The sequence below is a fragment of the Pseudomonas fluorescens genome (genome assembly GCF_902498195.1).
GTDB classification, from domain to species: Bacteria; Pseudomonadota; Gammaproteobacteria; order Pseudomonadales; family Pseudomonadaceae; genus Aquipseudomonas; species Aquipseudomonas fluorescens_BU.
Window position 1 is genome coordinate 217,810 of record NZ_CABVIY010000008.1, and the last position, 15,644, is coordinate 233,453.

A 15,644-nucleotide genomic window follows, 5' to 3' on the forward strand; every position below is an offset into this window, starting at 1 on the left:
TCTATTCCTCACAGGCCTGCGTGGGCGGCGATGGCGGCGGCGATGGCCAGGGCCAGCTCTTCGGGTTTGCGCTTGATCGAGTAGTTGGTCAGTTCAGGGTGGCTTTCAACGAAGCTGGTGTTGAACTGGCCGCTACGGAATTCCGGGTTACGCAGGATTTCCTGGTAGTACGCGGCGGTGGTCTTGACCCCTTGCAAACGCATGTCGTCCAGGGCACGCAAGCCACGGTCCATCGCCTCTTCCCAGGTCAGCGCCCACACCACCAGTTTCAGGCACATGGAGTCGTAAAACGGTGGAATGGTGTAGCCGGTGTAGATCGCTGTGTCGGTACGCACGCCAGGGCCGCCGGGGGCGTAGTAGCGCGTGATCTTGCCGAAGCTCGGCAGGAAATTGTTTTTCGGGTCTTCGGCGTTGATCCGGAATTGCAAGGCGAAACCACGGTGGTGGATGTCTTCCTGTTTCACCGAAAGTGGCAGGCCGGACGCGATGCGGATCTGCTCACGAACAATATCGATGCCGGTGATTTCTTCGGTGATGGTGTGTTCCACCTGCACCCGGGTGTTCATCTCCATGAAGTACACCTCGCCCTCGGCGAGCAGGAACTCCACGGTACCGGCGTTCTCGTAACCCACGGCTTTGGCCGCACGCACCGACAGGTCGCCGATGTAGGCACGCTGTTCCGGCGTCAGCTGCGGGCTTGGTGCGATCTCGATCAGCTTCTGGTTGCGGCGCTGGATCGAGCAATCACGCTCGAACAGGTGCACCACGTTGCCAAAGCTGTCGCCAAGAATCTGCGCTTCGATGTGTTTGGGATTGACGATGCATTTTTCCAGGAACACTTCGGCCGAACCGAAAGCTTTGGTGGCCTCGGAAATCACTCGCGGGAACGCCTGTTCGAGTTCTTCGCGGCTGTTGCAGCGACGGATACCGCGGCCGCCACCACCGGAGGTGGCCTTGAGCATCACCGGATAGCCGATGCGATCGCCTTCGGTCAGGGCTTCTTCGATGCCCGAGACATTGCCTTCGGTACCCGGCGTGACCGGCACGCCCGCCTTGATCATGCTGCGGCGGGCTTCAGTCTTGTCGCCCATGCGACGAATGACTTCAGCCGATGGACCGATGAATTTGATACCGCGTTCGGCGCAGATGTCTGCCAGTTCCGCATTTTCCGAGAGGAAACCGTAGCCGGGGTGCAAAGCATCGCAACCGGTTTCCACCGCCAGGTTCACCAGCTTGCGCGGGTTCAGGTAACCGGCCAGCGGCTCGGCGCCAATGCTGTGGGCCTCATCCGCACGTTTCACGTGCAAGGCATGGCGGTCGGCGTCGGAATAGATCGCGACCGAGCGAATGCCCATTTCGGCGCAGGCACGTACGATTCGTACGGCAATCTCACCACGGTTGGCGATCAGGATCTTTTTTATCACTTGGAGTTTCCCTTGAGCCGGTAGTACCCACGACCCGCTAGACCCAGGTCGACGCGTGACCAAATGTTTCAATTTGGTCGCAGGCCCACACTAGCGCCCACAAGGGATTAACAAAAATGAATAATTATTGGGTCATGCATAAGTAAAGACTTATAGTTGCGGCATCAGCCTGCGGCGAGAGTGCCTGTAAAATGCGTAAGTCCTTGATGCGTATGACATTGCGTCAATTGCAAATCTTCAACGAGGTCTGTGATTTGCGCTCCTACAGCCGCGCAGCCGACGAAATGTCGCTCACACAACCCGCCGTCAGCCTACAGATTCGTCAACTTGAGGAGCTGATTGGTCAGCCTTTGTTCGACTACGTCGGCAAAAAACTCTACATGACGGAAGCCGCTGAAGCACTGCAACGCGCCAGCCGGGACATTTTCGGGCGCCTGGAAAACCTCGACATGCAATTGTCCGACATGCAGGGCTCACTGCAGGGCCAGCTGAAACTGGCGGTGGAATCCAGCGCCAAGTACTTCGTCCCGCACCTATTCGCCGCGTTCAAGCGCCAGCATCCGGAGGTCAATCTGCAACTGACGGTGGTCAACCGCGGCCAGGTGATTCGGCGTCTGTCCGATAACCGCGATGACCTGGTGATCATGTCGATGGTGCCGCAGGACATGGGCCTGGAATTCCTGCCATTCCTCAACAACCCGATTGTCGCGGTCGCACCGCCCGATCACCCGCTGTGCCATATGGGGCCGCTGCGCCTGCAGGATCTTGAGCCCTACACGCTGCTGCTGCGCGAAACGGGCTCCGGTACGCGCCTGGCGTGTGAAGAGTATTTCAAAGAGAAACGCGTGCACTTCAACCAGACCCAGGAAGTCTCGTCGGCCGAAGCCCAGCGTGAATGCGTGTTGGCGGGTCTGGGCGTGGCGCTGTTGACGCGCCACGCCCTGAACCTGGAACTGGCAACCGGCGGGCTGATCGAGCTGCCGGTCGAAGAGCTGCCGCTGTTCCGCAGCTGGTGCCTGGTGCAAGCCAAGGCTAAACGGCTGTCACCGGTGGCTCATGCCTTCCTGGCATTCGTTCGCAGCGAGCGGGTGCAGATCAGCGGGCTGGTTGAGCGTTTCGACGGGAAGCTGTCGATGCGGCCTGCCAGTAGTTGAGTTCGGACTCTTCCGGAAAATCGCCGATTTCGGCGAGAAGCTGACGCTGCTCGCAGCGATCTTCAATAGCGCGGCGAAACTCCATGCGGCGCTGGTCTTCCTGCTGACGACGGGTTCTGACGGCGCTGTTGCGTTCTTCGTAGGGCTGGGCCATTTCGAGTCTCCCAAGGCGAGTACGGGAGCTTCAAGATAGGCGCGAGGCATGACGGTTTGGCGGCTTGGGCGTTACAGGCTGATGAATGTTGAAAAGCAAAGATCGCAGCCTTCGGCAGCTCCTACAATGGAATGCATTCCCCCTGTAGGAGCTGCCGAAGGCTGCGATCATTTGCTTTTAATCGTCCAGCGCTTTCACCGACTTGGGCGACAGCCGCAAGCTGCGCAGGCTGCGTTTGACGCTCTTGAGGTGGTTGACCAGGCTTGGCCCACGCGCCATGGCCACGCCCATTGCCAATACGTCGATCACCACCAGGTGAGCGATGCGCGAGGTCAGCGGCGTATAGATTTCGGTGTCCTCATGCACGTCGATTGCCAGGTTGACGGTCGACAGCTCGGCCAGCGGCGTCTGGCTTGGACACAGGGTGATCAACGAAGCTCCGCTCTCGCGCACCAGGTTGGCGGTGATCAGCAGATCCTTGGAACGTCCGGACTGGGAAATGCAGATCGCTACATCGCTCGGCTTCAAGGTCACCGCCGACATCGCTTGCATGTGCGGGTCTGAATACGCCGCCGCGGTCAGCAGCAAACGGAAAAACTTGTGTTGCGCATCTGCCGCTACCGCGCCCGAGGCACCGAAGCCATAGAACTCCACGCGCTGGGCCTGGGACATCAGCGTCACCGCTCGCTGCAACTCCACCGGATCGAGCTTCTCGCGAACCTCCATCAGGGTGTGCAGGGTGGTGTCGAAGATTTTCAAACTGTAGTCGGCGACCGAATCATCTTCGTGGATCGCGAACTGTCCGAAACTCGCGCCTGCGGCCAGGCTCTGGGCCAGCTTCAACTTCAGATCCTGGAATCCCGAGCAACCAATGGCGCGGCAGAAACGCACGATGGTCGGTTCGCTGATGCCGACACTATGGGCCAGGTCGGCCATGGAGCTGTGCATCACGGCCGCGGGGTCAAGCAGCACGTGATCGGCGACCTTGAGCTCCGACTTGCGTAACAGGTGACGAGACTGGGCGATGTGTTGCAGCAGATTCAAAGGGATGGACTCTTTGTTATTGGCAGGTGCCGGGGATGTAGCACGCTTGTAGTTATACTACATGAATCGGCTTTTTGCCTGCTCAATGCGTAACCACATCCCTCGATTTCAGGTGCTTGCGCCTCATGTAGCACCTGCGCTCGATGGTCAAGCACGCCTTCACTGCATGTCTTGTGGGAGCGAGACAACCCAGCAGTTCCCATCGGAACTATCCATTAGTTAGTTCATTTAAAACTACCAGAACATACAGACTTACAAATCAAACTAACAAATAACTCACAAGAAAAATATCAGATGGATATATTGAGTTCTCAGGAAGCAACAATCCTTAATTACAGGAGTTATATTATGACTATCGAAACAAAAGACTGGACCGCTCAAATTGACCGCATGCCAGGTGCCGCTTCTTTTCGCACCTTCGGCACTGTGACCGTCGCCCACGAAGGCATTACGCCAACGCTGACACTGAGTGCCATACAAGACAAATCCTTTAATTTGCGCCTCGAACTAAAGCTTGAAACTTCCGACAAAGTTGCCTTGCAAGTCGTTACCGATAAATTTGTCGAATACAAAACACTGGGCGACTCCAATGTCACCAGTGTCAGTATCTTTTTTGAAGGAAAGTTACTGCACCATATCGACGACGTTTTAATCACTCACTGAAAACATATCTGCTTCCTGGCTTCCCGTCGGCACTCAAGTGCCGGCGAGAAGTTAATTCATTCGATCAGTGCATTGCTCTCGCAGCAGGGCGCCCAACCCCTCCGCCTCTATCGGGCGACTGATCAGATACCCTTGCACCTCATCGCAGCGCTCACTCCTGAGAAAATCCAGTTGCTCGCGCCGCTCCACCCCTTCCGCCACGACTTTCAACGACAAACCATGCGCCATGGCAATGATTGCCCGGGTAATCGCCGCATCCTCCGTGCCCTCCCCCAGGCCACGAATGAACGCCTGATCGATCTTCACGTAGTCCACCGGGATACGTTTGAGGTAGCTCAAGGATGAATAGCCGGTACCGAAATCGTCGATGGCCAGCTTAACCCCCAGATCCCGCAGCTGCTGGAAGGTCGCGATGATGTGCTCGACGCTGTCCAGCAACTGGCTTTCAGTGAGTTCGAGCTCCAGGTAGTGTGGCGCCAGCCCCGTTTCCTCGAGCACTTGTCGCACCAGGCTGACCAGTTTGCCCTGTCGCAGCTGATGCACCGACAAATTGACCGAGACTCGAATCGGCTCAAGTCCCTGCCGCTGCCACTCGCAGGCCTGCCAGCAGGCCTGACGCAACACAAACTCGCCGATCGGACCGATCAGCCCGGTTTCTTCAGCCAGACCAATGAAATCACCTGGCGGCACCCGACCCATGGTCGGGTGATCCCAACGCACCAGTGCCTCGGCGGCATTCAACTTGCCCGTACCGAGGCACAGCTTGGGTTGGTAGAAGACCTTCAACTGCTTCTCTTCAACAGCTTTACGCAGTTGGTTTTCAAGCTGCAAACGCTCCAGCGTGCTGGCTTGGAGGCTGTCGGTGTAGAACTGGAAGTTATTGCCGCCCAGGTGCTTGGCGTGTTGCATGGCCATGTTCGACTGACTGACCAATGCGGAAATATCCCTTGCGCTGTCCGGCAAAAGGCTGATGCCCATCGATGCGCTGACCACCAGTTCATGGCCCTCGATCGTCACCGGTATTCGCAATTTGTTCGACAAGCGCGTCGCCACCCGCGCCAGACTCGAAAGGTTGCCGTAGGAGTTAAACAGCACGGCAAATTCGTCGCCGGACAAGCGGGCGATGGTGTCCGCTTCCGGCAACGCATTGACCAGTCGCCGGGCCATTTTCTGCAACAACTGGTCGGCAATTTCATGGCCAAGGCTGTCATTCAGCTGCTTGAAACGATCAAGATTGATGTGCAGCAGCGCCAGGCTGCGATAGCCACCCTGACGCACGCGCTGATGCGCCTCGCTGAGACGCTCGCGGAACATTGAACGGTTTGCCAGACCGGTGAGTTCGTCGTAATGGGTCAAGTAGCGCATGCGCTCTTCGGATTCACGCCGCGCTGAAAGATCCGCGAAGAAGCCGACAATGTGGCTCACCTTTCCCCGAGTATCCCGAACGGTATTCAAATGCAGCCATTGCGGATACATCTCACCGTTCTTGCGGGTTTCCACCAGTTCGCCCTGCCAGCTGCCGTGCTGCTCCAGCGCCTGATGAATCGTGCCGTAATGACGACGCGCATCGCGACTGCACGGCAATTCGACGACGTTGCGCCCGAGCATGTCCGCGATCTCATAACCGGTGACGCGACTGAAGGCCTGGTTGACCGCGATCAGGGCGTAATCCGGGTCGAGAATCACGATGCCTTCGCTGGCGGCCTCGAACACCATTGCCGCCAATTGCTGCTGCTCCTCCAGCGCCTTGCTGACGCTAATATCGCGGCGCGTGCCGACCATGCGGATCACCCGGCCACTTTCAGCACGCTCGACCGCTCGCCCGCGGTCCTCGATCCACACCCAGTGGCCGTCGGCGTGCCTCACGCGATACTCGATCTGGTAATCCTCGGTGCGGCCCTTCAAGTGCTCGACCAGCGCCCTTCGAAGAGCTGGCAGATCCTCGGGATGCAGACGTGGCTTGAGGTGGCGCAGCATCGCCGTCACATACTCAGGCTCCAGGCCGAAGAGCTCCTGGATATGCGTGTGATGAACTTCGTCGGTTTGCAGGTTCCAGTCCCACAGCCCCAACTCACTGGCCTTCAACGCCAGCGCCAGGCGCGCCTCACTTTTGCTCAGCGCCTGGCTGGCGACGTCCAGCTCAAGGCTGCGTTGGGCGACGCGGTTTTCCAGATCGACCTGGATCTCGCGCAACTCCTCTTCGGCGCGCCGGCGCTGGTCGATTTCCCGGGCGAGTTTCTGATTGAGCTGGTCACCGCAGTTTTGCGCCTGCTGCAGATGCTCGATCAACGCCTGGTTCTGGAAGCGTTGCAACAAGCCACGATCAATCAGCCGATTAACCTGCCAGGCCACAACGCTCAACGCCCCCAGCAGAATCAGGCCGAACCAGCCCCATCCCTGCCCTTGCTCGTCACCGCCCCAGAACAGATAGGCGATGGCCGGCAATAAACAGGGCAAGGTGAATGAGAGGAACGCCGGCAGGCTCACGGCATACGCCACGCTGGCCGAAAGGGCCGCCGCGCCGATCAGGCCGAACACCCAGGCTTGCTGGATGAAATTGTCGGCAGGGACCAGGGCAATACCGGCGCCGGCCAGTGTCAGGCCAGTGAGGCCCGAACCCAGCAGAAACATGCGCCGCCAGATCGGGTGAGCCTGACGGTTGGGAATCGCCGAGTCGAAGGCCGCGACTTGAATCACCCGCAACGCCACCAGTGATAGCAGCCACACCAGCCAGACCGTGACCAGGTAATAGCGCTGCGGACTCCACAGCAAGCCGGCGCAAACCAGACCATTGGTCAACATGAACAGAGTGGGCAGCAATGACCCCTGATACAGCAGGCGCGTGCGTTCGACCGCCATTTCCATGGCGTATTGTTTGCGGATAACCCGCGGCTCCACAGAAGGGCCCGACAGGTCAGAGCTGAGGGTCATAGGCGATGTTCTTGTTCTTATAATGATGAGCATGAGCCCGAAACGTCGACGGAGCATACACAAGCCAGTGCCCGTACCAAACTGCTCCCGATCAAAAAACAGACAAAATATCGAGGGCCCGACCCGGCCTCGACGCCGTCAGGCGAGACCAGCCAACGCTTGCAGCCGATGACTGACCGGTCGTCCCTCGCGCCTCTTTCATCGGCTAATGCAAAGCGGGGTTTGCCCGGTGTGGCGCCGCCCCCTAGAATGCCCCGATGCGCGATGATCTCTCCCTTCTGCTGAACTCCCTCAACGATGCCCAACGGCAGGCCGTAGCGGCCCCCGTCGGTCGTCAGTTGGTCCTGGCCGGTGCTGGTTCCGGTAAAACCCGAGTGCTGGTGCACCGTATCGCCTGGTTGATCCAGGTCGAAAACGCCTCGCCCCACTCCGTCCTGTCGGTGACATTCACCAATAAGGCTGCTGCCGAGATGCGCCATCGCATCGAGCAGTTGATGGGCATCAACCCGGCCGGTATGTGGGTCGGCACCTTTCACGGCCTGGCGCACCGCCTGTTGCGGGCGCACTGGCAGGAAGCCGGCCTGAGCCAGACGTTCCAGATCCTCGACAGCGATGACCAGCAGCGGCTGGTCAAGCGAGTCATCCGCGAGCTCGGGCTGGATGAGCAACGCTGGCCGGCCCGTCAGGCCCAATGGTTCATCAACGGGCAGAAAGACGAAGGCCTGCGCCCGCAACACATTCAAGCCAATGGCGACCTGTTCCTGGCCACCATGCGCGGCATCTATGAAGCCTATGAGGCGGCGTGCCTGCGGGCTGGCGTCATCGATTTCTCGGAATTGCTGCTGCGCGCACTTGACCTGTGGCGCGACCACCCGGGGCTGCTGGCGCATTATCAGAAGCGTTTCCGGCACATCCTGGTGGACGAGTTCCAGGACACCAACGCCGTGCAATACGCCTGGCTGCGCCTGCTGGCGAAGGGCGGCGACAGCCTGATGGTGGTGGGCGATGACGATCAGTCGATTTACGGCTGGCGTGGCGCGAAAATCGAGAACATCTACCAGTATTCCGACGATTTTCCGGATGCCGAGATCATTCGCCTGGAGCAGAACTACCGATCGACCGCAGGCATCCTGAAAGCTGCTAACGCCTTGATCGCCAACAACACCGGGCGCATGGGCAAGGAACTGTGGACCGATGGCGGCGACGGCGAAGCGATCAACCTGTATGCCGCGTTCAACGAACACGACGAAGCGCGCTACGTTGTCGAAACCATCGAAAGCGCGCTGAAAACCGGCCTGGCCCGTAGCGATATCGCGATTTTGTATCGCTCCAACGCCCAATCGCGGGTTTTGGAAGAAGCCTTGCTGCGTGAGCGTATCCCGTACCGTATCTACGGCGGCCAGCGCTTTTTCGAACGGGCGGAAATCAAGAACGCCATGGCCTACCTGCGCCTGCTCGAAGGCCGTGGCAACGATGCCGCGCTGGAACGGGTGATCAACGTACCGGCCCGTGGCATCGGCGAAAAAACCGTCGAGGCGATTCGCGACCACGCGCGGCACAGCGATGTGTCGATGTGGGAAGCGATGCGCCTGCTGGTCGCTAACAAGGGGCTCACCGGTCGCGCAGCCGGCGCACTCGGTGCTTTCATCGAACTGATCGAGAACCTCGCCGCCAAGTGCATGGAAATGCCGCTGCACCTGATGACCCAAACCGTCATTGAGCAATCGGGGCTGATTGCCTACCACGAAGCGGAAAAAGGCGAGAAAGGCCAGGCCCGGGTAGAAAACCTTGAGGAACTGGTCAGCGCCGCGCGCAACTTCGAAAACAGCGAGGAAGACGAGGACCTGACGCCGCTGGCGGCGTTCCTCGGTCACGCCTCGCTGGAGGCCGGGGACACCCAGGCCGACGAACACGAAGACAGCATTCAGTTGATGACCCTGCACAGCGCCAAGGGACTGGAATTCCCGTATGTGTTCCTGGTGGGAATGGAAGAAGGCCTGTTCCCGCACAAGATGAGCCTGGAAGAGCCGGGTCGTCTTGAGGAAGAGCGGCGACTGGCCTATGTCGGCATTACCCGGGCCATGCAGAACCTGGTGATGACCTATGCTGAAACCCGACGCCTGTACGGCAGCGAGACCTACAACAAGGTGTCGCGCTTCGTACGCGAAGTTCCGAAAGGCCTGATCCAGGAAGTACGCCTTTCCAACAGCGTCAGCCGTCCGTTCGGTGGCAGCCAGTCGATGAGTGGCAGTAGCCTGTTCAGCGGAAGCGAGATTCCCCAGACCGGCTTCAGCCTTGGCCAAGCCGTACGCCACTCGGTGTTCGGCGACGGCGTGATCCTCAACTTCGAAGGCGCCGGCGCGCAGGCGCGGGTCCAGGTGAACTTCAGCGAAGGCAGCAAGTGGTTGATGCTGGGGTACGCCAAGCTGGAGGCGATCTGACTGCTGAAAAGATCGCAGGCTTCGCCAGCCCCTACAGGGGAACGCGTATATCTGTAGGAGCTGCCGAAGGCTGTGATCTTTTACACGTACGCGCGATCACAAGGAGGAAAATCCCATGGGCTCAAGCTTCTTTTCTTCCTGGACATTCTGGGCCCTGTTATCCGCCACATTCGCGGCGTTGACTGCTATTTTCGCGAAGATCGGCGTCGAGAACGTCAACCCTGACTTCGCCACGCTCCTGCGAACGGTGGTGATCCTGGTCAGCCTGGCCTTGATTTTGTACGCGACGGGCCAATATCAGGCATTAGGATCGATTTCTTCCCGCAGCTACCTGTTCCTGTTGCTGTCTGGCCTGGCCACCGGTGCCTCGTGGATCTGCTACTTCCGCGCACTTAAAGTCGGCCCGGCGTCACTGGTTGCTCCGGTGGATAAACTCAGCGTGGTGCTGGTTGCCGTGCTCGGTGTGGTTCTGCTGGGCGAAAAGCTCGACCTGCGCCAATGGGGTGGAATCGGCCTGATCACGGCCGGTGTCGTGATGTTGGTGCTGCGACGCTAGGTAGCCTTCCTACAGAACTTATCTACTCATCCTACAGACCAAAGTTAACAAGCCTTATTGCACTGATAGAAGCTGAACCCGACCTGTCAGGCAAAAGCCCGAAACACTCTGCCGCTAGCCAGTAACACTTCAGCTGTGCAACATGGCGCGCGTGCCTTCCACAAATGGGAATTCCCTTTATGAAACGTTTTCTTAGCATCGCCATGGCGTTGTGCATCGGCCTGACGATGAGTCTCGACGTCAATGCCGCCAAGCGCTTCGGTGGTGGCAAAAGCGCAGGTGCCGCGCCAACGCACCAAACCAGCCAGATGGCTCCTTCTTCTCCAGGCATGGGCGGCGCTGCGGCGACCGCTGGTGCTGCCGGTGCCGCTGGCGCTGCAGCCAAGGCCGGCGGCGCTTCGCGCTGGCTGGGTCCTCTGGCCGGTATCGCTGCCGGTGGCCTGCTGGCGTCCATGTTCATGGGCGGCGGCTTCGAAGGCATGCAGATCTTCGACATCCTGATCATGGCGGTCATCGCGTTCCTGGTCTTCCGCTTCATTGCCGCCCGTCGTCGCAAGCAGCAGGAGCAATATGCTCCGGCCGGCCACGCGCCGATGCAGCGTGAAGCGTTCGAACAGAAGCCTGCTGGCGGTTCGATCTTCGGTGGCTCGGCTGCACCCGTTGCCGCGCGTCCGGTGATCAATGCGCCCGCCTGGTTCAATGAAAAGAGCTTCGTCGAAGCGGCCCGCAACCACTTCCAGTCCCTGCAACAGCACTGGGACGCCAACGAAATGGACAAGATCGCCGAGTTCGTGACCCCGCAGATGCTGGAGTTCCTCAAGCGCGAACGCGCCGATCTGGGCGATGCCTTCCAGTCCACCTACATTGATAACCTCAATGTGCAACTGGACGGTGTGGATGATCGCGCCGACAAGACCATCGCCACCCTGACCTTCAGCGGCGTGTCGAAAACCTCGCGTTTCGACCAGGGCGAAGTGTTCAGCGAAAGCTGGAACATGGAACGTGCCCAGGGCGAAAACCAGCCTTGGCTGGTGGCAGGTATCCGCCAGAACGGCTGATTACTCTCCGCGCTTATCACGCTGTAATAAAAACCCCGGCTTGCCGGGGTTTTCTATTTCGCGGTTGCATCTATAGCGAGCTACTGTATAAACCGCCCCATATAAACCGCGCCATACAAGCAAGAGGATCCCGGACGTGGAAGAAATCATCGAACAATTGCGTGAAGCCAACGAACCGGTACCGGTCCCCTTGGAGTTGCCTGACGAAGACCTGCTGGTCGAAATCGAAGAACAACTGTTCATCGACATCCCCTTTGTCTTCCGCGAGTTCCTGCTTACCGTCAGTGACGTGGTCTACGGCAGCCTGGAGCCCGTGACTGTCACTGACCCGCAGTCCCACACCTACCTGCCTGACGTTGCCGCCAACGCCTGGGATGCCGGTGTCGACCGCAGCCTGATCCCGATCTGCCAGGACGGTGATGACTACTACTGCGTCGAAGAAGACGGCACCGTGGTGCTGTGGTCTGCCGAAGAAGAACTGGTGACCGAAGAAACCTGGGAGTCGGTCTGGCACTGGGCGCGGGACGTCTGGCTGGAAAGCTGAGTCAGCTGAGGCCCCACCGGGTCAGTGCCCTGGCGAATCCTTGTGGTTGTCCAGGGTATCGAGCAAAGCCACCTGCATGCGCGTGTGTACGCGGATAAACCAGCGCCACAGCACCGCCGCCACGGCGGCCGCTACCACGGCGATCAGCACCAGCAACTTGTTGGTCGGCAGGATACTGGCCGACAAGGCTGCCAATAGCAGGAAAATCACCAGCAGCGAAAGGATCGGGATCACTTCGGAGATCACCCGGCGCACTCGCTGCGTGTGGCGCCCGGCCATTTCCGGCTTGACCCCCATCTCCGCCAGCAGCATCGACAGCGCCTTGAGCTTGCGATAGGCGGCGATCAAAAACGGCAGCGACACCAGCAGCGCGCCTCCCCAGATCAACGCTTTCTGCCAGCTCGGGTCGCTGATCCAGTCTTGCAGGTGAGTGGAAATGCGCTCGGCGAAGTAAGCGCCCGCAAAGAAGATCGCGATCACCAGCGCCAGATTGACTCCCACCTGCAGCAAGATCCGCCGAATCATCGACGCCAGCAACGCACCCTCGCCCTGGGGCTGGATGCTGCGCAGCCATTCGCCATACATCGCCAACACCCGCCCCAGGCGTTGCGGCATCGCTGCGGACAGCTTGATCGACAACGGATCGGCCGCGCGGATCAGGTACGGCGTCATCAGGGTGGTGAGCACCGAAACCGCAACGGCCACCGGGTAGAGGAAGTTGCTGGTGACCTGCAAGGTCATGCCCAGGGAGGCAATGATGAAAGAGAATTCGCCGATCTGCGAAAGCCCCATCCCGACCCGCAGCGAGGTGCGCCCGTCATTACCGGCGATGAACGCACCCAGGCCACAGGACAGCATCTTGCCGAGCACCACCGCCACGGTGATCACCGCGATCGGCCAGGCGTATTGCAGCAGGATCATCGGGTCGAGCATCAGGCCGATGGCGACAAAGAAAATGGCACTGAACAAGTCGCGAACCGGCTCGATCAGGCGCTCGATTTTCAGCAACTGCCGTGATTCGGCCATGATGGCGCCAATCAGGAACGCACCGAGCACCATGCTGTACTCAAGCTTGACCACCAGCAGGCAAAAGCCGAAACACAGGCCCAGCACAGTGATCAGCAGCATTTCGTTGCTTTCGAATTTAGCGACGTAGGCCAGCAGTCGCGGCACCAGCAGAATGCCGATCACCAGCGCGACGATCATGAACAGCGAGAGCTTGCCGACAGTGGAAAACACTTCGCCCGAACTGACCGTGCCGCTGACCGCGATGCTCGACAACAAGGCAATGATGCCGATGCCCAGGATGTCTTCAACGATCAGTACACCGAAAATCAGCTGCGCGAAGCGCTGGTTCTTCATTTTAAGATCATTGAGTGCCTTGACGATGATGGTGGTCGAGGAAATGGCCAGGATCGCGCCGAGGAACAGCGAGTCCATGGTGTTCCAGTCGAACCAGCGGCCGATCTCATAGCCGATCCAGATCATCAGCACGATTTCCAGGAATGCCGCGATGAACGCGGTGGCGCCGACCTTGAACAACTTGCGCAGACTGAACTCCAGGCCCAGGCAGAACATCAGGAAAATCACCCCGAGTTCGGCCAGGGTCTTGATGGTTTCTTCATCGTGAATCAGGCCGAACGGTGGGGTGTGCGGGCCAATGATGAAGCCGGCCACGATGTAGCCCAGAACCACCGGCTGTTTGAAGCGATGGAAAAGCACGGTCACCACCCCTGCGACCAACATGATCACTGCCAGATCCTGAATAAAACTGATGGCATGCATGGTGTGGGGCTCCTTGGGTGACATAGCTCAAGCGACGGACGTGGGAAACGTCCGCTTGGGCAGAGTAAAAAATCCGCTTACCGCGTAGGAATTGCCCACTTGAGCGGGCTTTTGCAGGTTAACACCGCGACTTCCAGCAGAAAGGCGGTGCAATATATGGAAACAGATCGATCCGGCGTGACGGCGGCTTCCCGCCCGGCGTCCCGATAACTGTTGGTTTGAAAAAACCACGCAGGCGCCCGCAGAGGTGCACCCCTCAAACCTTGCCTTGATCCGTGAGAACGCTATGGAACCCGGAAACGCCCAGCTGTCGATGACGGTATTGATGACCCCCGACATGGCCAATTTCTCTGGCAATGTTCACGGCGGTACCCTGCTCAAATACCTCGACGAAGTCGCCTACGCCTGCGCCAGCCGTTATGCCGGCCGCTACGTGGTGACCCTGTCGGTGGACCAGGTAATTTTCCGTGAGCCGATCCATGTCGGCGAGCTCGTGACCTTTCTTGCCTCGGTCAACTACACCGGGAACACCTCGATGGAGGTGGGCATCAAGGTGGTGACCGAGAACATCCGTGAGCGCTCGGTGCGCCACACCAATAGCTGCTTCTTCACCATGGTCGCCGTGGATGACCAGCGCAAACCTGCGCCAGTACCGCCACTGCAACCGGAGAACAGCGAAGACAAGCGTCGCTACATCCAGGCCCAGCAACGTCGCCAGATTCGTCAGGAGCTGGAAAAGCGCTATCAGGAAATCAAGGGCGACGCCTGAGGTAGCCAGGCAATTTGATGGCGCGCCTTAGGTAGCTTTCGCGAGCAAGCCCGCTCCCACACTGGATCTTTTTCGCACACAAAATCTGTATGTGGGAGCGGGCTTGCTCGCGAACGGGGTCAACGCGAAATCAGAGGCTGATCGGCATCGCTTCGAACCGCACCCGAGGATGGGCGATCCGGTCCTGTGCCCGCACCAGTTCCAGCTCATAGCTGGCGCAGGCCTGGGTTTCCAGCAACACCTCATGCACCGCCGACGCGGCGAATTCGAACGCGGCCACCAGGCTGTCCCCCAGCAGCACACGCGCCAGGAACAAGCCGGAAGTCAGGTCGCCTACGCCCACCGGCTGGCGCGGAAAGGCCAGCATCGGCCGTTGCAGATGCCAACTGCCCTCGGTCGTCACCAGCAACATCTCGAAGACGTCCGGGGCTTTGCCGGGATAGTCCAGGTGCTTGACCAGCACTGCTTTGGGCCCACGCGCCAGCAGCGCCCGCGCCATCGACAGGCAATCGAACAGCGACTGCGGCTTGCGCCCCGAGAAACTGTCGAGCTCCAGCTGATTCGGGCACATGAAGTCGGCCACGGCGGCGGCTTCCTCCAGCAGGAAGTCGCTGACTTCCGCGGGCACGCTGCACCCCTTCTCGGGATGACCCATCACCGGATCACACAGATAGAGCGCCTTGGGGTTCATCGACTTGATCCGCGCCACACCCGTGAGGATGGCCCGGCCCTGGGCCGCGCTGCCGAGGTAACCCGACAACACTGCGTCGCAATTACCCAGCTCGCCAATCGCCGCGATACCTTCCACCAGATCGGGGATTTGATGGGGCGCCAGCACATCACCGGCCCACTGGCCATATTGGGTGTGGTTGGAGAACTGCACGGTATTGAGCGGCCAGACATTCACCCCGACCCGCTGCATCGGGAAAACCGCGGCACTGTTGCCGGCGTGACCGAACACCACGTGGGACTGGATAGCGAGCAGATGGGGCGTACGTTTCATGCGGTGAGTTTCCGTAAAACGATTGAAATTCGAGCGGCGCAGTATGCGACTAAACGCAGCCTGTACGACAGACCGGCGACGCAGTTAAGCTGACACTATCTTGTTGGAGCGCCCTGTT

The 15,644-nt window shown here is 59.4% G+C and carries 13 protein-coding genes; 7 read left to right on the forward strand and 6 right to left on the reverse strand.

The annotated features are described in order from the left end of the window. Positions 1 to 8: 8 nt before the first annotated feature. On the reverse strand, positions 9 to 1,424 hold the full coding sequence (locus F8N66_RS27120; RefSeq protein WP_056854322.1) for an acetyl-CoA carboxylase biotin carboxylase subunit: 1,416 nt from the start codon (positions 1,422 to 1,424) through the stop codon (positions 9 to 11). Positions 1,425 to 1,615: 191 nt separating this feature from the next. Here F8N66_RS27120 and F8N66_RS27125 point away from each other — a divergent pair, with 191 nt between their 5' ends. After that, entirely contained in the window at positions 1,616 to 2,578 is a 963-nt protein-coding gene (locus F8N66_RS27125) for a LysR family transcriptional regulator (RefSeq protein WP_150773056.1), read from the forward strand. On the opposite strand, the gene F8N66_RS27130 is transcribed toward F8N66_RS27125, so the two are convergent. Together F8N66_RS27130 and hexR are read right to left on the reverse strand one after the other, a co-directional pair. Then, a complete protein-coding gene (locus tag F8N66_RS27130) occupies positions 2,520 to 2,732 on the reverse strand; it encodes a PA3496 family putative envelope integrity protein (protein WP_150773057.1) in 213 nt (70 codons plus the stop codon). The two genes, F8N66_RS27125 and F8N66_RS27130, sit on opposite strands and share 59 nt — an antisense overlap. 177 nt (positions 2,733 to 2,909) lie before the next feature. Beyond that, positions 2,910 to 3,776 (reverse strand): transcriptional regulator HexR, encoded by an 867-nt coding sequence (hexR, locus tag F8N66_RS27135; protein ID WP_025131545.1) that lies wholly within the window; start codon positions 3,774 to 3,776, stop codon positions 2,910 to 2,912. A gap of 348 nt (positions 3,777 to 4,124) precedes the next feature. On the opposite strand from hexR, the gene F8N66_RS27140 reads away from it, so the two are divergent. Further along, positions 4,125 to 4,439, forward strand: a complete 315-nt coding sequence (locus F8N66_RS27140) for a hypothetical protein (protein ID WP_150773058.1) — start codon at positions 4,125 to 4,127, stop codon at positions 4,437 to 4,439. Between the two features lie 51 nt (positions 4,440 to 4,490). Here the strand turns inward: F8N66_RS27140 and F8N66_RS27145 are convergent, their stop codons facing one another. Further along, positions 4,491 to 7,370 (reverse strand): EAL domain-containing protein, encoded by a 2,880-nt coding sequence (locus tag F8N66_RS27145; RefSeq protein ID WP_150773059.1) that lies wholly within the window; start codon positions 7,368 to 7,370, stop codon positions 4,491 to 4,493. A gap of 257 nt (positions 7,371 to 7,627) precedes the next feature. Between F8N66_RS27145 and uvrD the strand changes: the two genes are divergently transcribed. The 4 genes from uvrD (at position 7,628) to F8N66_RS27165 (ending at position 11,969) form a co-directional block, all read left to right on the forward strand. Then, a complete protein-coding gene (gene uvrD, locus F8N66_RS27150) occupies positions 7,628 to 9,811 on the forward strand; it encodes a DNA helicase II (protein WP_150773060.1) in 2,184 nt (727 codons plus the stop codon). 115 nt (positions 9,812 to 9,926) lie between these two features. Next, entirely contained in the window at positions 9,927 to 10,367 is a 441-nt protein-coding gene (locus F8N66_RS27155; protein ID WP_150773061.1) for an EamA family transporter, read from the forward strand. Between the two features lie 179 nt (positions 10,368 to 10,546). Continuing rightward, positions 10,547 to 11,425 carry a Tim44 domain-containing protein gene (locus tag F8N66_RS27160; RefSeq protein ID WP_150773062.1) on the forward strand — a complete coding sequence of 293 codons (879 nt, stop codon included), beginning with the start codon at positions 10,547 to 10,549 and terminating at the stop codon, positions 11,423 to 11,425. 136 nt (positions 11,426 to 11,561) lie between these two features. After that, the gene (locus tag F8N66_RS27165) at positions 11,562 to 11,969 is read left to right on the forward strand and encodes an SMI1/KNR4 family protein (RefSeq protein ID WP_014720555.1); all 408 of its coding nucleotides are present in this window, start codon (positions 11,562 to 11,564) and stop codon (positions 11,967 to 11,969) included. 21 nt (positions 11,970 to 11,990) lie between these two features. Here the strand turns inward: F8N66_RS27165 and F8N66_RS27170 are convergent, their stop codons facing one another. Then, positions 11,991 to 13,754: a cation:proton antiporter gene (locus tag F8N66_RS27170; protein ID WP_150773063.1), complete on the reverse strand. Its 1,764-nt coding sequence runs from the start codon at positions 13,752 to 13,754 to the stop codon at positions 11,991 to 11,993. A gap of 286 nt (positions 13,755 to 14,040) precedes the next feature. Between F8N66_RS27170 and F8N66_RS27175 the strand changes: the two genes are divergently transcribed. After that, positions 14,041 to 14,523 (forward strand): acyl-CoA thioesterase, encoded by a 483-nt coding sequence (locus F8N66_RS27175; RefSeq protein ID WP_095194575.1) that lies wholly within the window; start codon positions 14,041 to 14,043, stop codon positions 14,521 to 14,523. A 130-nt stretch (positions 14,524 to 14,653) separates the two neighbouring features. Here the strand turns inward: F8N66_RS27175 and pdxY are convergent, their stop codons facing one another. Continuing rightward, positions 14,654 to 15,526: a pyridoxal kinase PdxY gene (gene pdxY, locus F8N66_RS27180; RefSeq protein ID WP_150773064.1), complete on the reverse strand. Its 873-nt coding sequence runs from the start codon at positions 15,524 to 15,526 to the stop codon at positions 14,654 to 14,656. Between the last annotated feature and the right edge of the window lie 118 nt (positions 15,527 to 15,644).